Source organism: Photorhabdus aegyptia (assembly GCF_000612035.1).
GTDB classification, from domain to species: Bacteria; Pseudomonadota; Gammaproteobacteria; order Enterobacterales; family Enterobacteriaceae; genus Photorhabdus; species Photorhabdus akhurstii.
In genome coordinates this window covers 1-25895 of the sequence record NZ_JFGV01000072.1, presented here as the reverse complement: position 1 = coordinate 25895, position 25895 = coordinate 1, and the positions used below count along the sequence as shown (strand labels likewise).

Here is a 25895-nt window from a genome sequence, read left to right as displayed (position 1 = left end):
TGCTCCCGGGGATTCGCTCCCTGGCCGCCGCGATGCAACTTGAAATCCATAGAGTATAAAGCCTTTAATTGAAATACCCATAAAACCAGAGCAGGTTTTAAACGGTGATTAAAAGTTATTTTTTAAACGTATGATTTTAATCGGCATCTGGTTTTAACCATTTTTTATCTTTTGGATATCCGCTTTTCACTAAATTTAAACATTAATGATATATCGTGGTTTTACGTTTAAACGAACATTAATCATATCCGATTTATTTTGACTGACACTGTTTTACCGACATGATTTTACCAATATTGTTTTACTGGCAATTCTGCGAGCTTTTATAAATTATCACCTTTTGTTTTTTCTTTATAAATCACTAATAAATAGCTTGATAGTATAAAAATGCCGTTAATGTTTTAGGATAAATCCTTTTTAGCGCTTAAATCCAGCTAAATTAATCACGCTCCTGAAAACTTTAATTTCCTTGGTTAAATCAGTCTGTTGAATGAAGTATTTAACCTATCCCTGTTTGTCTTTTTAAATAGTCATAGCTGGTTAGTTAAACTAAAATAAGTGGAGTGTAGTATTACCGACTTACCGATAAGTGGATTAAACATAGCAGGGAATAGGTTGTTTTTAGTCACTCTATGCCTTTTAAAAAGCTGACATTAATGGACTACCTATTTTTTAATCCTTAGTTGATTAATCACCGGTAAAAAGGAAATGTAAGTTAAAAAAATTAATATTGAAAATATGATAAGCTTGTACAGCAGTTTTCATTCTGAGTGGTTGTCTGTTTTTAATTGTAAATCGGCCATGACGAAATATTTTTATTACTTAATTGTGGTAAATCTAAAGGTTTTTACATTTTCTGAACCGTATTTAACCTCCTTGTTTTCATTAAACTGATATTTAGATTTTCTCCTTTTTCTATATTTGATTTTTTAGATTTAAAACCAATGAGGGTAGCAGATAGCTAACGGTATTAAAATTAACGCCAATTTCTTTAATCATTTTTAATGTTGCTAGCTTGGTTTTCTACAACTATAGTCTCTGATTTTTCGCAAACTTGTTACAGTCAGGCAAAATATTTTATTTAAGCAAGTTGGTTTAATGCGGTTAATACTGTTAAATATTTTGATAAGATATATTCTTGTTATTGGGTTAATGCTGTTATTTTTTTCACCTTGTTTAATCAATTTAAAACCTGTTTTTTCTGATGTTTTCTCTTCCAATATCAGCATGACATCGGACTTTTTACCCGCTTTTAAAAATCCTTAATCAATTCTTTTTACTTTCGATGATTAAAGTTTTTACCTGTTTTTTCGTGGTTAGCCTGGCATCTTTTCCAGCTTTTAAAACCACGCTGATAGATAAAAAAGGCTTTTTTTAACAATTGCCCCGTAAATCCTAACCCAATGAGAGGGTTTACGGCGGTTTTTGCCAATCCCTATTTTTCTGGCTTGCGCCACGCCAGTACTCAGAGCATAAATTCATAGTTAACAAACCATCTTTCCCTCCATCTACTTAGTCATCCGACAATTCACTAAATTTGTTAGCTTTCTTGCAGATTTAGTTGATTAATTTGCACAACCTGCCTTTCCTGCACATCATATAAATTATTTCATTAACCATTATCCATTAACGAAAACTTATGATTAGAGTTGCACTTATTGACGACCACGTAGTGGTCCGTTCCGGCTTTGCTCAACTACTCGCGCTTGAAAAGGATCTTGAAATCGCCGGGCAATACGCCAATGCCAAAGAAGCTTGGTTGGGTTTACTCAGAAACCCGATTGACGTTGCTGTGATGGATATCGATATGCCCGATGAAAGCGGTTTACACCTGCTCACCCGGTTACGGCAAAAACGGCCTGATTTTCGTACCATTATTCTCAGTATTTATGACACCACGGCATTTGTACAAAGTGCGCTGGATGCCGGCGCCTGCGGCTATCTCACCAAACGATGCGGCCCGGAAGAATTAGTACAGGCAGTACGTTCCGTACATCAAGGCGGTTGCTACTTGTGCGCCGATGCACTAAAAGCACTGCGTCAGACACCACAAGAGATTAAAGCACTGCAAATTCTGACGCCCAGAGAACGGGAAATATTTTCTCTACTTATCAATGGCATCAATGTTAAAACTATCGCAGAACAACTCAACCTCAGCCATAAAACAGTTCATGTTCATCGTGCCAATATTCTTAGCAAACTCCAGTGCAATAGCACTATTGATCTGGTTCATTACGCTCTGCAACACCAGATTCTAACGGGGAACTTATGAACAGAGGATCACGATTTGGCCTGATATCACTTTTTCTGCTGTTTTTCTATTCACTGAGTTGGCTTGCTCTGTGGACTATCAGCTTCTACCTGAATGATAACGGGCAACAAGCGGCACTGCTTTTGCCACAAGGGTTGCGGCTGGCACTGTTTATCCTACTGGGGCGTCGTTACTTACCAACCTTATTAGCCACTGAGATTATTATTTTGCTATGGCTCGGCAGTGAACAACTTATTACTCACAATATCATTCTGCTATCACCCTTTCTCAGCCTAATACCTGCCCTTACAGTGCAGCAATTCTGGGGACGCTATACCCTGTATTGGCAACGGCTCTCGATTCTGCTAGCCGGCGTAGCCGCCAATAGTGTGTTACAGGCCGTTTGTCTGGGGTTTACGCTGACTGTCGGCGCCAGCCATCTGTTTCTCACCTCGATAACCGGTGGCGTTTTGCTGTCACCTTTTGTTTATCTGATCCATGAATATCTGCGTCAGCAACATCTAAGAAATATGCTGCAACCGAGCGATCCTGATCCGCAGTTACGCCCTTCCTTGTTGATGTGGTGCTGTCTATTCTGCTTGCTCGGGTTAAGCGCTCAGATCTTTATGTCACCAGAAATTGAGAATCTTTTAATCATTCTCATATTTATTCCCAATGTCTTTATGGCCTACCGTTATGGCTGGCAAGGCGGCGTACTGGCGGCTCTGTTAGGCAGTCTAATGATCACATCAGCTCGGCAATTCAGTGGTACTTTTAACGACTTAAGCGAACTGGAAATGTTCCTGACCATTCAGTCCTTATTAGGCATGGGCTTGGGGATAGCAATCAGCCGTCAGCAACAGCTCGCTGAAAATTTGCAACGTTACCGTGAATTGCTAGAACGGGAGTTAACCGCCCGCCGTATCCTGATGAAGAAACTGATTCACACAGAAGAAAACGTTTGTAAAAGCATTGCCCGCGAGTTACATGATGAAATTGGTCAGAATATTACCGCCATTCAAATTCAGGCAACGCTGATAAAACGTACCGCCGCTACCCCGGTAACAGAAATGATCGCAGAGCAGATCAATCATCTTGCCCAACAGATTCATCAATCCACGCGTCAATTATTACGCCAATTGCGCCCACCGGTTCTGGAAGAGATGTCCTTAGAAAAAGCACTTCACCATTTGATCCATGAATTTGCGTTTAAAGAACAAAATATTGATTGCCAGTTGGATTACCAGCTTCCTCAAAATCCAACGGATGAAACGGTGGTTTTTACCCTCTACCGTCTGGTTCAAGAGTTACTGAACAATATCAGCAAGCATGCTCAAGCGACTCGAATCGCTATCATCCTGCGACAACACCGGGATGTGATTGAACTCAGAATTAGTGATAACGGCATCGGCATTACAGAAGACAAAATAAAAGGCGGATTTGGCCTCCAGGGTATTGAAGAACGTATCCGTGCATTAGGGGGAGATTGGCAATTAAGTAATGATAACGGCACACGCATAACTGTTAACCTGCCCACAAATTCTGATGAAAATCAGGCATAAATAAGAATTATTCCTAGTTGACTAAAACCTTACCTCATCCATTTTCATTAATTTTTCTTTACATTCCCTTTTTCATGGAGGAACCGGGTATGCAAGCCACCAGCCAGGAACAGATTTCACAACACTATCGCCGCTGGCGTGGTCGTCTGCTAATTTCCATGATCATTGGCTATGCCGCATTTTATCTGACGCGAAAAAGCTTCAACTTCGTCATGCCCGTTATGCAATCGGAATTAGGACTGGATAAAGGACATATCGGCTGGATAACCAGTCTGTTCTATCTGGCTTATGGCAGCTCAAAATTTATTTCCGGCGTATTTCATGATCGCACCGGTTATCGCTGGTTTATGGGCGCCGGATTAGTGATGACAGGTGTGTTAAACATTATCTTTGCTTTCTGCTCATCATTTTCCGCACTGCTGATCATCTGGACACTAAACGGCTTCTTTCAGGGATGGGGCTGGCCGCCCTGCGCCAGATTGCTGACACACTGGTATTCCCGCAATGAACGGGGCTTCTGGTGGGGATGCTGGAATACATCCATCAATATTGTCGGCATTACCGTCCCAATGTTGGCCGCTTTTCTGGCGACAAGTTACGGCTGGCAAACAGCACTGATGATGCCGGGAATTATCGGCATTTTATTAGGCATCTGGCTCTGCCATCAGTTATGCGGCATACCACGACAACAAGGTTTGCCCAGTGTGGGGCAGTGGCGGCAGGATTTACTGGAGCTTCGACACGAACAGCTATCGCCCCCCATGCCGATGATGCAGATATTGCGGGATACGATCTTAACTAACCGAACTATCTGGTTGCTAGGATTCTCCTACATTCTGGTCTATCTCATCAGAATGGCGATTAACGATTGGGGAAATCTGTGGTTGTCGGAAACACATGGCGCCAATCTGCTCAGTGCCAATGCGACGCTCTCGTTGTTTGAACTCGGTGGTTTAACCGGCGCCCTATTTTCCGGTTGGGGATCTGATTTACTGTTCCGCGGCCAACGCGCGCCAATGATTCTGCTATTTGCGCTTGGACTGTTCATGGCTGTCACCGCATTGTGGCTGACTCCCATTCATCACTACGCGCTGTTGGCAGCCTGTTTTTTCAGTATCGGTTTTTTTGTATTTGGCCCGCAAATGCTAATTGGGCTGGCAGCAACAGAATATTGCCATAAACAAGCCGCCGGCACTGTCACGGGTTATCTGGGATTGTACGCCTACCTGGGCGCGGCAATCGCAGGTTGGCCTCTAAGCCAAGTGGTTGCCCACTATGGCTGGTCAGGGATGTTCGCCCTGCTCACCGCCGCAGCCGCCATGATGGGTCTGCTGTTGATGCCACTGTTAATGGCCGACGTTAGCAAAAGGGAACATGGAGTAGCATCGCTACTTTCTAATAATAAGCAGTTTTGAATACTAAGGATAAGACAATGAAACTGAAACCTCTCTCTACACTTATCGCAGCCGGTTTGGTCGTTGCTGCATTTACCAACAGCGCTCAAGCTGCCGGACGATTGATCGTTTATTGCAGCGCCACTAACGCTATGTGTGAAACTGAAACCAGAGCATTCGGTGAAAAATACAATGTAAAAACCACTTTTGTCCGTAATGGCTCAGGCAGTACCTTGGCAAAAATTGAAGCCGAAAAACGCAATCCACAAGCGGATGTCTGGTACGGCGGGACTCTGGACCCACAATCTCAAGCGGGAGAGATGGATCTGCTAGAGCCTTACAAATCCCCTAATCTGACGCAAATCATGCCGCAGTTCCGCGACCCGGCTAAACGTAAAGGCAACTACAGCTCCGCCGTTTATGTCGGTATTCTTGGCTACGGCGTCAACACTGAACGTCTAAAAGAGAAAAATCTGCCGATTCCAACCTGTTGGAAAGATCTCACCAAACCGATATATAAAGGCGAAATTCAGATTGCCGATCCTCAAAGTTCAGGCACCGCTTACACTGCGTTAGCAACCTTCGTTCAGTTATGGGGCAAAGATCAGGCATTTGATTATCTGAAAAAACTCAACGCCAATATTTCTCAGTACACCAAATCCGGTATTGCTCCAGCACGCAATGCCGCCCGTGGCGAATCCGCAATTGGTATCGGTTTCCTGCATGATTACTCATTGGAAGTAGAAAATGGCGCACCACTAAAACTTATCGCGCCATGTGAAAGTACCGGTTATGAAATCGGCGGCGTAAGTATCATCAAAAATGCCCGCAATATGGACAACGCCAAACTGTTTGTTGACTGGGTGTTATCCAAAGAAGCACAAGAATTGAGCTGGAAGAAAGGGAAAGCTTATCAGATCCTGACCAACACCAAGGCGAAAGCGGCTCCTTTGGCACTTAAATTATCCGATCTGAAACTAATCAATTACGACATGGATAAATATGGCGCCAGTGATGTACGCAAAGAGTTAATTACCAAATGGGTGACAGAAGTGAAAATGGCTAAATAAAGCCAGCCAAGGGCGGAGCATTTCCCGCCCTTAAGAAGCTATCCGTCAGGCTATTTTATTTTCCCGCGCCAATAATGCCTTAAAGGATAGCTTCTTACTGCTTTACTGCTGCTACCACACAATAATAAAACGGAAGGAAATTATGTCTCACGCCTTTACCCTGCCTATCAGACAAAAGCAGGATGCCGTGTTCTGGTGGATTGCTCTGATGTGGCTGGCCTTCGCGCTTCTGCCATCATGGAGCCTGGACTACGGCCTTTTCGAATCTACTCAAGATGAACTCTTCGCCGCTTATGGCTGGAATGGATTAAACATCGGCTTACTGTGGTTCCTGCTGCCCTCAGTGCTGCTACTACGTCCACTGACACCAGCAAACCGCAATCAGCATAGCCGCCACTATTTTGATGCAGGTTATGCCTTATTATGTGCGCTATTTGTCGTTATCAGCGCAGCGATTATCGGTCGTGGGCTAGGCTACTCGACGATTTTCCTGTTTATCTCGCTGGGCGCGATTATTACTCTAGCCCTGTCTCGCCTTGAGTGGCTAGGTGGTGATAGTTTTGTTATCGGCTCATTAGTCACGGTTATTGCCCTCATCGGCATATTTATCCTTTATCCAAGTATTGCTATCTTTATTCCGATGTTTACGGATGATGCCGGTCAGTTTGCCCCATTTGCTTTTATATCGATCCTAGGGCAAGCACACATTATTCAGGTTATCATCAACTCTGTTTTGCTTTCGCTGGCGGTTGGCGCAGGTTGCACCTTCTTCGGGCTGGTGCTGGCAATTTATACCGCCCGCATCGCCCGCCGCTCCGCGATTATTGGCCGGGTATTCTCTATCTTACCTATCGTCACACCACCGTTTGTTGTCGGTTTAGGCGTCACATTGATGATGGGCCGTTCCGGTTATATCACTGAATTTATGGCAACCTGGTTTGGCCTAACCAACACCAACTGGCTATATGGCTTTACCGGCATCTGGCTGGCGCAAGTTCTGGCCTTCACCCCAATGGCATTTATGATCCTTGATGGCGCTATCAAAACCATCCATCCCTCATTGGAAGAAGCTGCCTATACTCTGCGTGCCAATCGCTATCAGACGTTCTTCAATGTTTTTATCCCACTGTTGAAACCGGCGCTGGCGAACTCTTTCCTGATTGTCATTGTCCAGTCGCTGGCGGATTTCAGTAACCCACTGGTACTGGGCGGTAGCTTTGACGTACTGGCGACCCAAATCTATTTCTATATCACCGGTTCTCAACTCGACTATCAAGCCGCCAGTACTCTCGGCGCTTCGCTGCTGGTTTTCTCGCTACTGGTCTTCTGCGTGCAATATCTGTGGATTGGTAAACGTTCCTACGTCACGGTTTCCGGCAAATCCTACCGTGGTGATGTACAACCGTTGCCAACTTCACTGGTTTGGGGCGTCTGTGCCATTCTATTTATCTGGGTTGTGTTCAACATTCTGTTATACGGCAGCATCTTCTACGGCAGTTTCACCGTTAACTGGGGCGTGGATTACACCCTGACCTTCGATAACTTTATCAAACTGTTCGGTCAAGGTATGCACGACGGCGCATGGCCATCATTACTGGATACCCTGCTCTACGCCGGTATCGCGGCCCCCATTACCGCCATCCTCGGTTTGCTAATTGCCTACATTGTCGTACGTCAGGAATTTCGCGGTAAAAAAACCATCGAATTCACTACCATGCTGTGCTTTGCCGTACCGGGCACCGTCGCCGGGGTTTCCTACATTCTGGCCTTTAACGATTCACCTTTTTATCTCACCGGAACTGCGGCAATCGTCATTATCTCCATGACCATGCGCAATGTACCGGTGGGTATCCGGGCAGGGATTGCCGGTCTTGGACAAATTGATAAATCACTGGATGAAGCTTCACTCAGCCTGCGTGCCGGATCGATGAAAACCATCTTCCATATCCTGTTGCCCTTACTGCGCCCGGCGATTTTATCTGCGCTGATCTACAGCTTCGTTCGCGCAATTACCACCGTCAGCGCGATTGTCTTCCTGGTGACACCAGACACCCGCGTAGCAACCTCTTATATTCTGAATCGAGTGGAAGATGGCGAATACGGAGTGGCTATCGCTTATGGCTCGATCCTGATTGTGGTTATGCTGGCTATTATTTTCTTATTTGACTACCTGATTGGCGAAGCGCGGATCTCGCGTTCCAAAGCCAAAAATACACAGTAATCACGGAGTGACGACATGACACAACAAAATTTTGTCGAACTGAAAAATGTAACCAAACGGTTCGGTAGCAACACCGTGATCGATAATCTGGAGCTATCTATTCCGCAGGGACATATGGTGACACTGTTAGGGCCATCCGGCTGCGGTAAAACCACCGTATTACGTCTGGTTGCCGGGCTGGAGAAACCTAGCGCAGGTAAAATTTTCATTGACGGTGAAGACGTCACAGATCGCTCTATTCAGCAACGAGATATCTGCATGGTCTTTCAGTCCTATGCCCTATTCCCGCATATGTCACTGGGGGAAAATATCGGCTACGGGCTGAAAATGCTAGGGCGGCCTAAAGCAGAAATACGGGAACGGGTTAAAGAGGCGCTGGAGCTGGTGGACTTAGGCGGCTTTGAAGATCGTTACGTAGACCAAATCTCCGGCGGTCAACAACAGCGTGTCGCTCTCGCTCGCGCACTGATCCTCAAACCTAAAGTGTTACTTTTCGATGAACCGCTGAGTAACCTTGATGCCAATCTGCGCCGCAGTATGCGCGAGAAAATCCGCGAATTACAGCAGCAATTTAATATTACCTCGCTATACGTTACCCATGATCAAAGTGAAGCATTTGCAGTTTCCGATGCGGTACTGGTGATGAATAAAGGTAAAATCATGCAAATTGGCACGCCACAAACACTCTATCGCCAACCGGCGTCTGAGTTTATGGCAAGTTTTATGGGAGATGCCAATATCTTCCCGGCGACTTTGGGTACTAGTTATGTTGAAATTTTCCAATATCGCCTGCCACGACCAGCAAACTTCACCACCAACCGGCAATCGGTAACGGTAGGCGTCAGACCAGAAGCGATTACCCTGAGCCATCATGGAAATAGCAACCAACGCTGCACCATTAGCCATGTGGCTTACATGGGGCCACAATATGAAGTCACAGTCGATTGGCAAGGGCAAACTCTGTTGTTACAGATTAACGCTACCCAATTGCAACCCGATGTTGGCGATAATTATTATCTGGAAATTCATCCATTTGGGATGTTTATTTTAGCCGAGAAAAGCAGCAGTGAGTTTGATTACAAAAAATCCTGACTTTTAGATCAAGAGGCCGCCAAATGGCGGCCTATAATCCTCAAGAATGCTTTTCAATGACCAAATCAACACCCTCATTTTTTTATTTTCAAAATTATCCTGGCCTTATATACAAAAAAACGTATGATTAAATATACGAAATTTAGTATAATGGATATCAAATGCGGAAACGTCTTAGTTTTATCGACAGCAGCCTTGACGATTTACGGTCTTTTCCCGAAGACGCCAAACAGGACATCGGGTTTCAGCTTGATCGTATACAACAGGGGCTGGAGCCAGATGACTGGAAACCATTAACTATTGTAGGAGTTGGCGTTCGCGAAATTCGTGTAAGGGACGAGAACGGTATTTATCGAGCGATGTACATCGCTAAATTTGAGGAAGCGGTTTATGTACTGCACTGTTTCCAAAAGAAAACACAATCAACCAGTAAGCAAGATGTGGAACTTGCCAGAAAACGCTTTAAGACACTGATACAGGGGCGGAAATTATGAAAATACAGACTTTTGAAAGCGTATGGGACGCGATCAGTGATACACCAGAACAGGCCGAAAACATGAAGATCCGTGCTCAACTAATAAATATTCTCAATGCATGGATAGCAAAACGGAAATTTACCCAAGCTGAAGCCGCTAAATTACTGGGGATTACCCAACCCCGTGTTTCAGAACTTACCAGGGGGAAAATACAGCTTTTCAGTGTGGATAAACTGATTATGATGATGGCTCATGCTGGTGTATATATCCGGAATATCGAGATAAGCGAGCCGGAAGTCTCCTTAACCACATTACCTGCCGTTTAACTCTCTCAAAAGTGAAATCCAGCGCTTAACACACTGAATTTCACTTTTACTTAAAAACCCCTGATTTCATTACCGCTATACAATTTATAAGGTTCTATACCCTCTTTTTGACACTCATCAAAGAAGATCGCCAAAGATTTAGTCCCTTCTTTCTTCAACTCATCGACGCTATAGGCGTAAAAGTCTGCGCCGCATTCAACCCAACAAATTCACCACGAAACATCTCGATTTCTGGATCAAAAGTGATAACAGCCACATGGCCGTCAATTTTTAACGTATTGTTCATCATGATCTAATTCTCGACTAAAACAGCAAGAACCTGGTAAATAATATAATTAAATTTCCCAGGCTCCTGATTCAATACAAAAACAGCGACAAATATACCCTATGGATTTCAAGATGCATCGCGGCGGCAAGGGAGTGAATCCCCGGGAGCATAGCAAACTATGTGACCGGGGTGAGCGAGTGCAGCCAACAAAGAGGCAACTTGAAAGATGACGGGTATAAACGTATTATTTAAGTAGTTCTCTTACCTGACCAGCAAATGCCTCACCACCATCCTTCGCGGTATAACGTACATGTAAAATAATATCTGTCAAATTATCCAGAATATCTCGCTGTATATTGTCTGTTGCCGCTGATGGGAAGGTGAGTTTCCAGTCAGAAACCGCACCCGTTCCTTCAAAAGGTAAATAACGATCATCACCAAAATTAAGATTAAATGTACCGCTATCATTAATCCCTGATGAAAGTGCGATTTGTTGGCTGGCTCTCAAATTCGTGACAATCTGTTTATTATCGCCTTCTTTATTTGAAAGTAAATATTTCACACCATTAATATCCGGTGTTTTCAATGTATAACTTTTGGTTTGAGTTAAAGTCGCCTTAATATCCTGATAAGGACCAATTAATGTCGGCAGCGTGACCGATACAGACGTGATCTGACGTAAATAATGCCCGGCATAATCTTGATCAAATAATTTCTCGTTCAGTATAAATGTAATTCCTTCACCGGTTTTAAGTTCAGATTGAATATCTTGCCATTTTTTCGTATCAGATAATAGATTTTTTAACGAGATCGTTTTAGTTAATTCTAGACGACGTTCATTACGATTCAAATAAGCCGACTCCATTTTAAATAGATTCAGTTTAATTTTTTCTCCTACCAATAAACCATTATGGTTATCGTCCCAACCATTTTGCACAATAAATTGTGTGGTAAAATCCCCCATTTCATATTGCCAGCATGCTTGTGCATTTAAACATAGCGAAAGCACCGCATCATAAGCCTGACGATATAATGACATCATCTGATCATTCAGCCATTGATAAAGCGAAGATTTCGTTATCCTAGCCACGGTAAGAAACTGATACATATCCTGCTCTTTTTGCAGTTGAGCCTGAGATTGTTGTAATGTTGTATTCGCGGCGGAAATTTGCGCCTCTTGCTGTTCAAGCTGTTTTTTCAACATTTCCAGCTCACTTTCCGCCTGTTTATATTGAATCTCCCACTCTTCACGTCGCCGGTTATAACCCGCTTTAATACTTAATGTATCACTCGCCATTTGCATAATTAATGATGCAGTACGTGTAATACCCGCAGAACAAACAAGCGGCATATGCCATCGTTGCCCGCCAAATGATGTTCCCGCAATGCTAGGTATCAGCGAAGCGGCACCGGCGGCAGTTAACATTCCTTCTTCAACAGAAGAAATAATTTTTGCCGTACCTTGTAAATTCAGAGCATTGGTTTCATCGGTAGAAATATTTTCATCATAAAGCGCCTTATAATGATCAATCCGTTGTTGTAATGTCTGCTGACTTTTTAATAATGCCTCTTTCCCTTTTTCAGCAATTGCGACAGCATCTTTCTGCAATGAAATGGTGAAAACAGCTAACTCTTTCAAATGTAATTGATTCAACTCTTCCTGTTCCGCACGATCTTTACGTTCTTGCGCACTCAAGAGTAAATCACCAAAATGACTTAATGTATCTACCGCATGATAAACACTGGGTAATAATGCCCGAAAACGATAAGGCGGTATATTCAAAATAGCCGTGCTACTTGCTGCCAATAATGATCCACCATTTGCCACTAAAGCGAGCAAATTTTTTGGATCGACAGGTGTTGCATATAATGGTAACGACAAAGGTTTACCATCTAAAGTTAAATTATGACGCAAATTATAAAATCTGCTGGATAAAATATCCCAATACCGCAGTAAATCATTGTTCAAAGGCACTCTGAATATCGCATTATCCACCGCCGTATGAGCACTGACTTTAGTCGTTGGTAGATCAATTAATATATCAGGATCAATATTACTCTCAAATTCGCGTAATTTATTATTCTTTGAAGAGGTGACATCTGCCAATTCAATCGGTAGCCAATGACTGACTAAATCAAAATCAGGTCTGGGACCAAGTAATTGCTGCGCTTGAAGATAGCGTAATTTAGCATTATTAAGCCCGTCATTGGTCAGAAAGCGATAAAAACTATTACCAAAATCAATTAAGTTCTGCACATACATTTGAAATATGGCTTTCTTATAATGTACCGGATCGGCATAAGCTATTGCATCTGGATCTTGTAATCCTTTTATTAGTTGTACTGAGCTATCTTGAGAAACCGCTAACAGGCTGCAATTCCAATAGCTTGGGCTACCATTAGCCTTATTTTTTACTCCTGGGTTGAAAATATAGTGCAACCAGTTTTGAGCATCCTGATATTGTTGTGAAGCATTGAGTTGATACGCAACTAAATAAGGCACATGGAAGAAAAGCTCCCAGAAATAAATACTATTTGCTCCGTTAAGCGCCGAATCACTATTTTCATTACTCCCCGGAATAGGCGGTTCTTTAATATGTTGCGCCTCCCAACTCAATACATCTGCAATAGAATGGTTAGCCCGCGCAATAAGCTCCTTACCAAATAGGGTATTTAATCTGATAGATCGATATTTAAATTGTAATTCAGTAATATCAAAATACTGTGCTTGCGTTTTTTTATCATAGGCCAACAGCAAATTAGGATAGGGAGTTTTACTTAGTTTAACTTCATAATAATTATAACCTAAATCCGCATCTTCCCCTTCTTTCTTATAACCTAATTTTAAAAATACACTTGAATCATTACCATTTATTTCATCGAGATCAAGTTCTACCGTAGGAATAATGCTATTTCCATTGAGTAATTGGCGTTTCGAATATAATAAACTATCGCTCCCCCCCTTAGTATGCCATAAACAGAAATCAGCCTCCCGATAACCTGAATGATCAATATCTACTTTTGGCGTTCCATCTCCAGATGCAACAAGTTTACCACCAGATTTATTAATCTCTGAACTGAATACTTTAGCCTCTTGCAATCCAGACAATGGCACTGCCATTTCTTTGGTAAAATGATAAGCATTACCTTGCTTTTGTCCCCATTCAGAAAAATTAACATTCAACTCAGGATAACCACTCTGACTAGAATTAAACATAATATAAAAATAGTCACCTGATGCATAACTATTATCATTAATAGTCACCACGACAGAAACGGTTATTTTTCCATTATTTTCTTTAGTGCCATCAGCGAGTGAAATATTAACCTTTCCTGCTTCACTCGATTTACTTTTAAGATCAATATCACATACTACAGATTTAATAACCTCTTTCCCAATTGACAAACTATTATTACCACTGAGACGTAGTTTTCTACTCCCCATTTCAGCAAATAGTGTTATTTTCCCTGTCGCAAGCCCAGGATGACTTCCTGACTCCTGATAAACCGGTTTATCAACTAATTTATAAGTATCGCCAAAATAAGCTGACAACATATTGGATTGTGCGAGATCTTCCGTAGGATTAGATTTAATCTGTTGATAAATATAGAGATCTAATAACTTATCACCAACCAAAGGCACAGGAACTTCGTTAAATAGTAAATTACAAGAGTACGGATGATGATCTTCTTTTGATATATTATCATTTGATTTTTCTGTTTTATAAATAGCAGAAATAACTAATACCGGTTCAGCTCGCAAATCCATTAATGCAATTAGTTCAAAACCACTATTAACTTTATTCTTATCACCCGTAAAAGTACGTAATTTATTTGGAAGACTCCATTCACCATTAAATTTTCGATAGATCAAATTAATACTATAATAATTTTCTTGTTTATTATTATCAGCTTCATATGCCAACCAGACAATATGAAGACGACCATCAATAACAATTGGCCGGATCTTAATCACTTCCCCAGTAGCAGGAATGCCAATTTTCTCCCATTCTTTCCAAGCGGTAGGATTAATGACATCTTGCATATTTCGATTAGCCATATTCAGCGATCGCCAATAATATTGGCCTGGCGTGATATTCATCTTACCAATGAAATAATATTCAGCTTGAGCGGGAGCCAATTTTTTAGTCGTATTGATATAGCCACTCATTAACTCTAAGTTACTTATCTCTTCAAATTTATTTAAATAATTCAATATGGCTTCCTGAACAACCTCGTCACTCAATTTACCTTTATTTAAATTATCCTCTAACTCCTTAAAATCACTTGTTTTATTCTGACGCAATATAGGACTAATATAATTCTCTGGATAATTCCATAATTGTTGAAAACCAGCCCAAATATTATATTGGCTTAAAACATTATTCCATTTTTCTACTTTATCTTCATATTGATAATCATACCCCGGTTCCATGTTAAGCATAATACCATTAATATATTGCTGAACACTGGAAATCGCTTGTGCAACGACACTGGTATTAACCTGACTAGATACCTGATTGTCAATAAGCAAATATTGATACAAATCATCCGGCGTTTTTAAATCGGGTACATTAGCTGTTTTTGCAATATGCCCCAAGTAATAACTCACCAATCCATCACGAACATTCTCAGCTAATTTTTTAGAAACAATATTTTTCATATCCTGAACCTCTATTAAAATTTTTTATTCCACCATGAAAATTACTTTTACAGAGTTGCTACCATCGCTATACCAACCTGTTTATAATCCTCATAAGAGGAATGATCATTAATATTTATTGTCGCTAATAATGAACGCATGGAAAGCGCCATTTCCTCAGACCAAACTTTAAGTCTCATCATGGTATCTATTTCGGCCAATGTTTTTGCTGTATTATCTTCCTTGCCAACAACATATGAATTAGCCAATAGCACTTCATCATTCTGCCATGATAATAGTTCAGTCAATATTTTCACTATATTAGCTTTATCGTTATTTTGACCATCAATATTGACTAGCTGCAAATAACGCAATACTTTATCTTCCGGGTTATTTAAACAAGCAGCTAATTGCATCCAATCTCGGTAGCGACTGAAATAATAAATAACCGATAAAGAAAGTTGCGTATTCTGGCAGCTAAACCATTCAGGATGTTCAGAAAAATGATTCAACATCACAGTACTCAATCGGAAAGTCTTAATCACTGAAATATATCGCGATAAATCATACATCAGTATCAAATAATCCTGACCGATCACCTCTGGCTGTAAATTCTTGTTATCAAACAGTTCAAATGACTTTAACAAAAAATCATAACTACTTGAGCCGATCCAATTTAAAATAAATAACGGAAATGGTTGTGATAACTGAAATGCATTTGCCAACATACTGGCTGATATTGCATTTTGTGCTGATTGAGTTTGAATAATAATTGCAGTCCATTGCTCAGTAATAGATACTTTGACTTTTTCGTCAAGTAATATACTTTTTATTGATTTATTAATTTCATCAATAATATTAACATCAGGCTTAACTAAACCATATTTTTGATGAGATACCGCATTTAAAACAGTTTGACGTGGGGTTAACCAATCAATCAAATCACCATTATCATCTAATGCTGGTAAGATATTTGATGATAAACTTTCCAGAGTTAAAATTTCTGAATTGCGATGCAGTCCAACTTGATTAATAAATGCCACCTGCGCTGCATTTCCGGTCATCACAACTTGGTTAGCCGGTAATAAGAATAGTTGAAGAGTACCAACAGATAATTTATTTATTCTCAACCATTCTGTGGCTTGCTCCATTGCAATCATAATATCCAATATATCTGTTTGCCTATTATTTCCTGATTGCGATAAATAAGGAATACCCGCGACCTGTTTTAATACTTTATTTCCCCCTATCAGCGTTAAAAGAACCACCCCCTCCTGTGGTGTTAACCCCAAAATTCTCGATAATTGCACAATACGATAAAACGCAGAGATAACAGAAAGTGAACATGTCAAACTCTTTTTACCCATCGATTCAGCAACTAATGGCGCTAATAGAGCAAAATCTTTCGCTTCAATTTTCAAGCCAGCACATAACTTGCTAATAATCTTATCATCCTGTTTTGTTTCCGAATAAAACTCACGATCATCAATTACCAATGGCGTATCAAATAACGAAGATGAATTGAAAATCTGATCGAAGAAAGGAATGGCTGTACCCGTCGAAAAAGGGGTAATTTGATATATCAACGCGGCAAAATCATCAGGTGAAATATGATATTTTTTACTCCAATGATGAAAAATTCCTAACATACGTAAGGTATTATCATTCATCTGTAATTGTTTATTTGCATCCCCTTCTGCCCGCATCGTCGAAGTTACCAATAAATCAATTTTATCTACCGGTAAATTAACCCATTTCCACAATCGTATCATGCGATTTAATCTATCAAAGCGTTCATGATTCACACCGGATAGTTTATTTATCTCTTGTGGCAAATGATCATTTGAGGAAAACTCACGATACAAATGTAAAAAATCACTCTCTTTTGTATTTGGCCCATTAATAAAAACGGCGCCATAACTATAAGGAGCCGCAGGCATAGTTAAATTAAGCACATTTTTAGATAATCTCACGTTATTCTGTTCTAATGCCGTCCCTTTATTGGTAGATATTCCTTTTATACATAATAATTGCTCAACTTCTGCAACAGAAAGAGTTGTTTGTGCAATAAAAGTCGATAACAATTCAAGTAAGTCTGCACTATTAACGCCATAATTATCTTGATAGAATTGACCATTAGATGGGTTTAACGGCTCATTAATTATTTTTTGTTGGCAAATACCTAATTGATTTGCTAAAGGCGCAATAAATCCTCCATTAGCAGTATTCAGATTAGATTTAAGAAAATAAGGATAACTCTTGTCTGTCTGTTGCATCATTTCCAAACAAAAAAGTTTTTTATTATCAAATGTTAGATTAATTTGGTTTTGCGCATAATCATAAGGGAGTTGGAATGGATAACGTACATTAGCCAAAAGATCATAACTGGATAAATTGGTCTTTCCTTGCTGCTTTAGCATAGCTTCCAAACGTTGACTTAGCATAGTATTAACCAATGACAGTGTTGAAACCTCTTGATTAATACTGACTTCATCCAGCATTAAATGCGCTAAATCAGAGCGGCGATCATCCATTTTAATGGCCTCATCACCCGCGTTGGATTCAATATCCATCGCTAACTTATAAATCTCTGCTAAATAAGCAACCGGTGAATTATTTGCTTCCGGCGCGCCATTTGGACAATATTGCTGCCAGTTATCCTGAAATAAGGATTGATATTGAGGACCTTCTTTTAATGAAAGCGAAGAATAACTTCTGGCATATGTATTATGAGTGTAATGCTGCTGGCGAAATTTACGGGCTATTTGTATAGCATAGCTGTTTGCCGTATCATAAATATTTGCTACCTGATGATTTGAATTATACTTCTTTAAAAATAGACTACGGGGAATTCTTATAATATCAAAAACAGATTTATAACCTAATTCAATTATTTTATCGGTGAAGTTATATTTATTACCTATTTTCTTTAGCAACGGGCTGATATCATGATTCATAGGATTGCCTTTATTTATTGGAAATATATGGATGGGTGTTTTATCTAAAAACGATAATAGGCTTAAGAACAGAGATGCAATAGAGATGCAATAAAGAATAAGAAGTTTATTGCATCATCTGATGGTTATTAAAGACAGTTAGTTATCAACTGATTTTCGGCTCAAGTGTAATCAGAGCATAGCCCGCACGATTGGGTTTATTTTTATGTGTCACTCTGAGTAAAACAATTTCCGAACGGGTAATATCATTTGGTGCAGTATAAGTTGCAGTATACTTTTCGATGTCATTACCAAACTCATCTTTTGTAACTTCTGGTTCACCTACCTTAATATTTCCTCTTGCAGGCATGAGGCTCCATTCACTTGGAGAAGTCAAATCATTACCGACAGAAGAGAACTTCATTACGGCATCAGGTGTTAATAACTCTTGATTATAGCTAGGATCAATCTTGAATTCAGCTATGGTACTTTTACTAATAAGCAGAATATTAACTTTATCTAAATCACCATTATCAGCAATAGCCGTCACCGTAACCATATTATATCCGGCCGGGAAAGAAGCTGGAGGCGTATATTTGCCATTCGCATCAACAACACCATAGCCAGTACCCGTTTCCACACTCCAATTCACTTTCTTATTGCCATAAACAGTAAAATTGGCTTCCTTATTAACATCATTCTCATTGATAACAACAAAAGAAGGGCTAACCGATACTGAGGAAGGCAACAGAGTGACAACCGCAGAAGCTTTAGCGTTTGCTTTTGAGTCTGTCGCAGTAATTGTCACAATTTGACTATTCCCTTTTATCTTAGTTGGTGCCGTATAATCTCCCGTATTAGCATCAATACTGCCCAATTCTGCTGGAGTGATGGACCAATTTACCGCTGCATTGGTGTTGATTGTAAATTTATGCTTAGTTTTCACTGGCATAGTTAATTGAAGATCATTGATTTTAAAAGCGGTTGATGTTGGAGAAATATCACCAAATAGCACCATATCCCCAGGCACATACACTTTATCAAACTCAAGATAATTGCTTTCAGGGAACAGAAGATGATTAACTGCAAATAGACTTATACTATTTAACTTAATTTTAGATACGTTGGCTAAATCCGTTTCAACGGCGCCTTTAACAATTTCCGCTGTTTTATCAATAAACTGTGATTGAAAATCAGGGCCTATAAGACTTCCCCAACCAGATGGGCCTTGTTCATCATATTTAACACCCATTCCATAATGTGATTCCAACTTGATTTCATCATTAGATATAACTGTAGGTGTAATATCTATCGATCCATCAACATAGAAATCAATTTTCGATTTATCATAATAACCAAGTATGCCATCTTTCATAATACCCACTTTCTGAGCAAAATGATAAGATTGACCATTATTACTTACTCCAGAAAAGATAATTTTTTCCTTCTCAGGCTTAATATACATTCCAGAATAAGGGACTTTCACCTTCTCTGGCCAAATATTAGTGGCACCATTATATTTAACCAATCCGGTCCATACTGTATAAGATCCTTTTTCATATTGTACAGGTTTATCACTTTCAGAATATCCGTTTTTTATATTCAAATATTTGGCTGAATCATTTTGTTGACTATCGAGACTTACCAGCTCTAATTCTACTCCGGTAGAACTCGGTAATAAACTCTCATATTGCGGCTTAAGAATATTCTCAAAAAGTGTCTTATTACTGATAATTAGCATCGCAGAACGATTATCCGGTATCAAATAAGGAAAATTATTTGAGTTAGTTGGTAATACTCCACCGTTAGGATTATAGTTTGTTGCAATAAATAACAACACCGCCCCATGACCATAATTATCAGAACTACGTAAATTAGCATCGGGTGCAGGTTGGGTTCTAATTTTAAACATTTTTGGAACCAGTCCAGCCGTATTATCCAGCTTCAAAATACCTAACTCATAAGTTACATCATTATTTTTAAGCCAATTACGGAAAAACTCTTTTACTTCTGCTGGCGCATCGTCAATAACATTGACTACACTCAAATCTCCTTTTTTAAACTCAACAACAACTTTCCCATCATTACCAACAGAGCCTGTTCCCGCAATCAAATTTACGGTTATCGTCATATGGTAATCATTATTCGGTGTAATTCTTTGATAATTCTTTACTCTACCATCATCATAAAGTTCTACTATCGTGCCAGAAATAAAGTTTAATTTTACCGTTGCCTGAGAACTCTCAATTGATGAATTTTCAAAGGAAATTAACGGCACTCCCAATGTCAAATTATCAAATTTTATCTTTTTATTTCCACTTTCCCAACAAATAGGAGAAAAATGTGTACCTTCACTCACTTTTCTCACATATTGCTGTTCAAATAGCATATTTATTTTAGTTCTATCATAGGCAGCAATAATATCCCACCCAAGAGTCTTCGTTTTCCCACTAAAATCATTAACAATACTATTTTCTGTAGACATATAATCACCTATGTTTGAAGTTATGAAAAACATGTTATTAAGGTAGGCGTATTAGATAATAGCTACCGCCATCATACTAATTCAATAATATTAAATTAACCACCAGGATAATTTATATTTGTTCTCTATTACCAACTTAGGCATAAGTTGAAGAAAAAAATATATATTACCCAATACATCCAGATAGATTGAGAATTAATTAGGATGCATATGATTAATATAACATGTATCAATGTGAATATAACATAGGAAAATATTCACATAAAATATGTAGCGGCCAATATATAATATTAGCCCTACAATTAATATTTAAATATAACAAATCAATAACTAAAGAATAATAATTACACTACAAAACACACATTATAAGTTTTGTGAATATCAAAGCCCCCTTCTATATGGCTCATTACGTCTTAGGTTGTTTTGACAGCAAAGCACAATAACGTTCGATATCCACGTTACCGCCACTGACAATGATCCCTACCCTTTGGCCTTGTAATGGCTCACACATTTTGCGGGCAGCGGCAAAACTCAGGCAGCCGGTCGGTTCGACAATCATCTTCATTCTTTCCGCATAAAAACACATTGTCTCCACCAGTTCCTCATCAGAAACGGTGAAAATATCATCAACATTCTTTCGAATAATATCGAAAGTATATTGCCCAAGATGTCGAGTTTGCGCCCCATCAGCAATGGTTCTAGGCGTATCGATATGAACAATTTTTCCCTGACGAAATGATTGTTGAGCGTCATTACCGGTTTCCGGCTCCACACCATAAATTTTACATTCAGGAGAAAAATGGCGGGCAACAAGCGCGCTCCCTGAAAGCAATCCTCCGCCACCGAGACAGACAAACAACGCATCCAATCCCCCAACCTCTTCAAACAGCTCTTTTGCCGCGGTTCCCTGCCCGGCGATAACGTGCGGATGATCATAAGGAGGAATTAAGGTCAACCCGTGCCTTTCTGATAATTCCCGGCCAATTTGTTCACGATCGTCCGTATAACGATCATAAAAAACAATTTTACCGCCATAACCTTCGGTTGCCGCTACCTTAGCCGCAGGCGCATCGAACGGCATAATGATTGTCGCCGGTATATTCAGTATACGAGCCGCCAATGAAATCGCCTGAGCATGATTACCCGATGAATAAGTCACAACCCCATTGCGGCGCTGTTCGTCACTAAATTGTGATAACGCATTAAAAGCACCACGAAATTTAAATGCTCCCATTCGCTGATAATTTTCACATTTAAAAAATAACTTAGCGCCGGTCATTTCATCAGCAGTACGGGAAGTCAGAACCGGCGTACGGTAAGCATAACCTTCTATACGCCGGGCAGCGGCAATAATATCATCATAAACAGGAATATTTTTCATAGAAATAACCGCAAGTTATACGAAATAGCAGACAAAATATCTACGCCAGAAAAATCTATCAAGAATAACTATAATTCAGAATCTCTGTGCGCCTGATTAATAATTGCTTTTGCCATCCATTTAGTGATCTCAATAATTTCTTCATTATCCATCTGCCAAATATCTTTCATCACCAAAAAGACCTCAGAACCATAAATCAGGGAAAAAGCACGGATGACATTTTCCAAAGTATCCGGCGGAAAATGCCCTTTTAATGGCTCAACAACCATTGCCAAGATATCTTTACGATGCCCACGAACCAATTTCTTTTCCTGTTTATCCTCAGATAAACATCCCTGAGCCCATTGCTGCAAGGAAACCAACAGAGCAGCTCGTAACGCGCCTTCATGTTGAAACATGCGAGGATAGGCAAAATTCAACAACTCAATAATCCGCTCTTCAGTTTTTTCACTGGCCGGCTTCCAGGTAAGAATCGGCCCAAGGCTAGCGCCAACAATTGCATCAATTAAATCACTTTGAGTCGGAAAATAGCGATATGCCGTTGCCCTGGAAACACCAGCATGCATTGCCAATTCAGAAACCGAAGGTATCGCCCTCTGTTCAAAAAGTTCCAACGCCACTTTTATTAACAATGTATAAGTTTTTTTCCGAGTACCGGTAAAATGAGTTTTCGTCTTCGAGTCCATCATCCCCCACAACTCTTTCACAGTAAAAATCGCTACATTAACACTTATGGTTAAAATATTTTTTCGCTATCATCACTCTACTCAACTATCTACAAAACGATCAAATTGATTCAGCCTATTTATGGATAAAATGAGATGACAGTCTCAATTTGATAATATAACAGTGATACTTGAGTCTCATCTTGACTATAATCTGTCCATGAATGAGTAGTCAGCACCAGGGAAGTATTCATAATTATAATGAAAAAAAACCAAGGCTATGTTTATATCGCTACTATTTTTGATACCAAGCGCGCAGAAATTTTCTACGTCAGGGATCTGATCAAAAAAGCCGGCCTTGCTGTTCGAACTGTGGATTTGACTACTCAATCTGGCTCACTGGAAAGAGGCGCCGATATTACGGCCCAAACAGTAGCAGAGCATCACCCGCAAGGTAAAGAAGCCGTTTTCTGTGGTGATAAGGGGAAAGCCATTTCCGCGATGTCAGTTGCTTTTAATCTCTTTTTATCAAAACAAACTGATGTTTTAGCAATCCTAGGTCTGGGAGGTTCCTGCGGTACAGCACTGATCACGCCGGCAATGCAATCTTTACCCGTAGGTATACCAAAACTTATGGTTTCTACTATGGCCTCCGGTGATGTTTCTGGCTATGTGGGTGTTAGCGATATATCTATGCTCTATTCGGTCACAGATGTATCCGGTCTTAACCGTATTTCTCGCCAGGTGCTAAAAAACGCGGCCAACCAAATCGCAGGCGCAGTCTATTTTCATGAAGAGAGCAATATTGAAGATAAACCGGCTATTGGTCTGACGATGTTTGGTGTGACCACACCTTGCATACAGTTATTAACCAGAGAGTTGGAACAGCAGTATGATTGTCTGGTTTTCCACGCAACCGGCAGCGGTGGCAAGACAATGGAAAAGCTAGCCGAAAGTCGTTTGCTTCACAGTCTACTGGATATCACTACCACTGAAGTTTGCGACTATCTGTTTGGTGGCGTTCTTGCCTGTGACGCTGACCGTCTGGGGGCAATAGCCCGCACGCGAATACCTTATATCGGTTCTTGCGGAGCGTTGGATATGGTGAACTTTGGTCATCTGAGCACTATCCCAGAACGCTACAAATACAGGCAATTTTACCGTCACAATTCGCAAGTAACATTAATGCGCACCATACCCGAAGAGAATCGGCAAATGGGAATTTGGATCGCTGAAAAACTCAATCAGTGCGAAGGAAAAGTAAAATTTATTATTCCAGAAGGTGGTTTCTCCGCTCTGGATATTAAAGGTGGGCCATTCTGGAATCCTGATGCTAATCAATCATTTATCCAGGCTTTCGAAGCTACATTTATAGAAACGGAAAATAGACAACTAATTAAAAGCCCTCATCATGTGAATTCACCTGATTTTTGCCAACAGGTGATTGATGAATACCGGCAGATGATGGCTTAACATCAACGGTAATATCGTTGCAAAAACAACACTGACACTGAAAGATTATATACAACTAATTAATGACTAGGCAAAAAGTTGCCAAAAGAGGGCATTCTAATGCTATTGTTCTATCAGTGACGAATTTACGACGTGTCTGTTGGAACGTTGTACTAAAAGAAATTAAAGCAGTTCACTATTCGTGTTCTAAAGGGAAGCCATAAGAACTTCCTGTTAATAACCTTGCTGTAAAATGTTAGGAGTTAACAAACTAAATTAAAACATAAATACACCTGCTTTGTTTTCTCCCTTTCGGAGCTTATTTCCGTCAACACCAGGCTCCTGCGGCCCCCACCGCAGGAGTTTTTTTATGAATAAACCGGCAATAGATTAAAATTTGATAAGATATGCGCGACAGCATTCAGTACACCAAATAGAAAAATCAAGCCGAGCATCACATTACCTCCCCAAACCCTATACATAGGGCTGCCAAATCGCTTACGAGATGCTCTGGCAAGTAATGCGGGAACGATAGCTGCCCAAACTGTCGCAGCAAGGCCGGCAAAACCAATCGCATGAATAAAGCCATTCGGGTAAATCATTCCACCCACTATTGGCGGAAGAAATGTCACCAATGCCGTTTTAAAACGCCCCAACTTGGTATCATCAAATTTAAGCAGATCAGCCAGATAATCAAACAACCCAAGCGTGACGCCAAGGAATGAGCTGGCAACCGCAAAGTTAGAAAAGAGAGTTAATAATAAGCCCAAAGCTGAACTGTTCAATCCTCCACTTAATGATTGCACCAAAACATCAATATTGCCCCCTTTTGCTACGATTTCGACAAAATCAGGCCGGGAAATATTGCCCATTGTTCCAATCAACCAGATCAAATAAAGCACCAAGGCGATTGATGTGCCAATAAACAGGCATCTCTTTATTTTCTCTGGCTCTTTTCCATAATATTTCATCAGGCTAGGAACATTGCCATGATATCCAAAGGAAACCAGACAGAAAGGTAAAGTCATTAATACATAAGGCCAGTAAGTTGGATTGACTTCAGTTGTATTAAACAATACCGTGGGTTTAATGTTATAAAGCAGACCGCCAAACGTCATAAAGAAAGTTAATACCTTAGCGCCAAGAATAATTGATGCTATCCGGCTGACAGTTTTAGTACTTAACCAGACAATAAACGCCACAACAAAAGCAAATAAAAAACCAGCAAATCCGGGCGAAAAATCTATCGATACCTCCCGCATAGCATGTTGAATAATCGAGCCGCTAGCGGAAATATAAGCGTAGGTCAGTATATATAAAACAAAAGCAAGGGTAATACCATTAATGATATTCCAACCATTGCCCAACAGATCTTTCGTGATGGTACTGAAACTTGAACCAATTCGATAATTAAGATTGGCTTCCAATATCATTAACCCTGAATGCAACATGCAAAACCAGGTAAAAATCAAAGCGGCAATTGACCAGAAAAACCATGCTCCTGACATGACAACCGGTAAAGAAAACATGCCAGCACCAATAATTGTTCCACCAATGATCATGGCGCCGCCAAATAAAGATGGAGACGATTTTTCTATCGACGAAGTAACCATATGCGTTACCCTAGCGTGGCTTTATACCCGTTATCTTTCAAGTTGCCTCTTTGTTGGCTGC

Annotated in this window: 17 protein-coding genes; 10 read left to right on the top strand and 7 right to left on the bottom strand. The window is 40.3% G+C overall.

Annotated features, from left to right (window positions below; translation table 11 throughout):
• Positions 1-1639: 1639 nt before the first annotated feature.
• The 8 genes from BA1DRAFT_RS18340 (at position 1640) to BA1DRAFT_RS18305 (ending at position 10392) form a co-directional block, all read left to right on the top strand.
• Positions 1640-2272, top strand: coding sequence for a response regulator transcription factor (locus tag BA1DRAFT_RS18340; RefSeq protein WP_036782088.1), 633 nt, complete (start codon positions 1640-1642; stop codon positions 2270-2272).
• A complete protein-coding gene (locus BA1DRAFT_RS18335; RefSeq protein ID WP_036782086.1) occupies positions 2269-3813 on the top strand; it encodes an MASE1 domain-containing sensor histidine kinase in 1545 nt (514 codons plus the stop codon). Before BA1DRAFT_RS18340 ends, BA1DRAFT_RS18335 begins: the two co-directional genes overlap by 4 nt.
• An 89-nt stretch (positions 3814-3902) precedes the next feature.
• On the top strand, positions 3903-5228 hold the full coding sequence (uhpC, locus tag BA1DRAFT_RS18330) for an MFS transporter family glucose-6-phosphate receptor UhpC (protein ID WP_036782084.1): 1326 nt from the start codon (positions 3903-3905) through the stop codon (positions 5226-5228).
• Between the two features lie 17 nt (positions 5229-5245).
• Positions 5246-6277 carry an ABC transporter substrate-binding protein gene (locus tag BA1DRAFT_RS18325; protein ID WP_036782083.1) on the top strand — a complete coding sequence of 344 codons (1032 nt, stop codon included), beginning with the start codon at positions 5246-5248 and terminating at the stop codon, positions 6275-6277.
• Positions 6278-6419: 142 nt separating this feature from the next.
• A complete protein-coding gene (locus tag BA1DRAFT_RS18320; RefSeq protein WP_036782081.1) occupies positions 6420-8498 on the top strand; it encodes an ABC transporter permease in 2079 nt (692 codons plus the stop codon).
• 15 nt (positions 8499-8513) lie between these two features.
• On the top strand, positions 8514-9590 hold the full coding sequence (fbpC, locus tag BA1DRAFT_RS18315) for a ferric ABC transporter ATP-binding protein (protein ID WP_036782079.1): 1077 nt from the start codon (positions 8514-8516) through the stop codon (positions 9588-9590).
• A gap of 161 nt (positions 9591-9751) precedes the next feature.
• Positions 9752-10084, top strand: coding sequence for a type II toxin-antitoxin system RelE/ParE family toxin (locus BA1DRAFT_RS18310; protein ID WP_036782077.1), 333 nt, complete (start codon positions 9752-9754; stop codon positions 10082-10084).
• On the top strand, positions 10081-10392 hold the full coding sequence (locus BA1DRAFT_RS18305) for a helix-turn-helix domain-containing protein (protein WP_036782075.1): 312 nt from the start codon (positions 10081-10083) through the stop codon (positions 10390-10392). Before BA1DRAFT_RS18310 ends, BA1DRAFT_RS18305 begins: the two co-directional genes overlap by 4 nt.
• A gap of 154 nt (positions 10393-10546) precedes the next feature.
• Here BA1DRAFT_RS18305 and BA1DRAFT_RS24410 read toward each other — a convergent pair whose 3' ends face one another.
• The 6 genes from BA1DRAFT_RS24410 to BA1DRAFT_RS18275 all read right to left on the bottom strand — a co-directional run bounded on the left by BA1DRAFT_RS24410 (position 10547) and on the right by BA1DRAFT_RS18275 (position 22793).
• Positions 10547-10681 (bottom strand): hypothetical protein, encoded by a 135-nt coding sequence (locus BA1DRAFT_RS24410; RefSeq protein ID WP_268747245.1) that lies wholly within the window; start codon positions 10679-10681, stop codon positions 10547-10549.
• Positions 10682-10904: 223 nt separating this feature from the next.
• A complete protein-coding gene (locus BA1DRAFT_RS21405; protein ID WP_051560851.1) occupies positions 10905-15323 on the bottom strand; it encodes a Tc toxin subunit A-related protein in 4419 nt (1472 codons plus the stop codon).
• Between the two features lie 47 nt (positions 15324-15370).
• On the bottom strand, positions 15371-18259 hold the full coding sequence (locus BA1DRAFT_RS18290) for a Tc toxin subunit A (RefSeq protein WP_036782074.1): 2889 nt from the start codon (positions 18257-18259) through the stop codon (positions 15371-15373).
• A gap of 145 nt (positions 18260-18404) precedes the next feature.
• Positions 18405-20723 (bottom strand): hypothetical protein, encoded by a 2319-nt coding sequence (locus BA1DRAFT_RS18285; protein ID WP_036782072.1) that lies wholly within the window; start codon positions 20721-20723, stop codon positions 18405-18407.
• 406 nt (positions 20724-21129) lie between these two features.
• The gene (locus tag BA1DRAFT_RS18280) at positions 21130-22104 is read right to left on the bottom strand and encodes a threo-3-hydroxy-L-aspartate ammonia-lyase (RefSeq protein WP_420865157.1); all 975 of its coding nucleotides are present in this window, start codon (positions 22102-22104) and stop codon (positions 21130-21132) included.
• A 68-nt stretch (positions 22105-22172) separates the two neighbouring features.
• A complete protein-coding gene (locus BA1DRAFT_RS18275; protein ID WP_036782068.1) occupies positions 22173-22793 on the bottom strand; it encodes a TetR/AcrR family transcriptional regulator in 621 nt (206 codons plus the stop codon).
• 237 nt (positions 22794-23030) lie between these two features.
• On the opposite strand from BA1DRAFT_RS18275, the gene BA1DRAFT_RS18270 reads away from it, so the two are divergent.
• Complete coding sequence (locus BA1DRAFT_RS18270; RefSeq protein ID WP_036782066.1) at positions 23031-24242, top strand: Tm-1-like ATP-binding domain-containing protein; 1212 nt, start codon at positions 23031-23033, stop codon at positions 24240-24242.
• Positions 24243-24589: 347 nt separating this feature from the next.
• Here BA1DRAFT_RS18270 and mtr read toward each other — a convergent pair whose 3' ends face one another.
• Positions 24590-25777, bottom strand: coding sequence for a tryptophan permease (gene mtr, locus BA1DRAFT_RS18265; RefSeq protein ID WP_235201151.1), 1188 nt, complete (start codon positions 25775-25777; stop codon positions 24590-24592).
• Between mtr and BA1DRAFT_RS24170 the strand changes: the two genes are divergently transcribed.
• A partial coding sequence (locus BA1DRAFT_RS24170) for a hypothetical protein (RefSeq protein ID WP_235201153.1) occupies positions 25671-25895 on the top strand: 225 nt, incomplete at its 3' end. The two genes, mtr and BA1DRAFT_RS24170, sit on opposite strands and share 107 nt — an antisense overlap.

Coding starts and splice junctions, on each gene's coding strand:
- BA1DRAFT_RS18325 (WP_036782083.1), top strand. CDS start 5,246: ATGAAACTGAAACCTCTCTCTACACTTATCGCAGCCGGTTTGGTCGTT.
- uhpC (WP_036782084.1), top strand. CDS start 3,903: ATGCAAGCCACCAGCCAGGAACAGATTTCACAACACTATCGCCGCTGG.
- BA1DRAFT_RS18310 (WP_036782077.1), top strand. CDS start 9,752: ATGCGGAAACGTCTTAGTTTTATCGACAGCAGCCTTGACGATTTACGG.
- BA1DRAFT_RS18290 (WP_036782074.1), bottom strand. CDS start 18,259: ATGAATCATGATATCAGCCCGTTGCTAAAGAAAATAGGTAATAAATAT.
- BA1DRAFT_RS18305 (WP_036782075.1), top strand. CDS start 10,081: ATGAAAATACAGACTTTTGAAAGCGTATGGGACGCGATCAGTGATACA.
- BA1DRAFT_RS18320 (WP_036782081.1), top strand. CDS start 6,420: ATGTCTCACGCCTTTACCCTGCCTATCAGACAAAAGCAGGATGCCGTG.
- BA1DRAFT_RS18340 (WP_036782088.1), top strand. CDS start 1,640: ATGATTAGAGTTGCACTTATTGACGACCACGTAGTGGTCCGTTCCGGC.
- fbpC (WP_036782079.1), top strand. CDS start 8,514: ATGACACAACAAAATTTTGTCGAACTGAAAAATGTAACCAAACGGTTC.
- BA1DRAFT_RS18285 (WP_036782072.1), bottom strand. CDS start 20,723: ATGTCTACAGAAAATAGTATTGTTAATGATTTTAGTGGGAAAACGAAG.
- BA1DRAFT_RS18335 (WP_036782086.1), top strand. CDS start 2,269: ATGAACAGAGGATCACGATTTGGCCTGATATCACTTTTTCTGCTGTTT.
- BA1DRAFT_RS18270 (WP_036782066.1), top strand. CDS start 23,031: ATGAAAAAAAACCAAGGCTATGTTTATATCGCTACTATTTTTGATACC.
- BA1DRAFT_RS18280 (WP_420865157.1), bottom strand. CDS start 22,104: ATGAAAAATATTCCTGTTTATGATGATATTATTGCCGCTGCCCGGCGT.
- BA1DRAFT_RS18275 (WP_036782068.1), bottom strand. CDS start 22,793: ATGATGGACTCGAAGACGAAAACTCATTTTACCGGTACTCGGAAAAAA.
- BA1DRAFT_RS21405 (WP_051560851.1), bottom strand. CDS start 15,323: ATGAAAAATATTGTTTCTAAAAAATTAGCTGAGAATGTTCGTGATGGA.
- BA1DRAFT_RS24410 (WP_268747245.1), bottom strand. CDS start 10,681: ATGATGAACAATACGTTAAAAATTGACGGCCATGTGGCTGTTATCACT.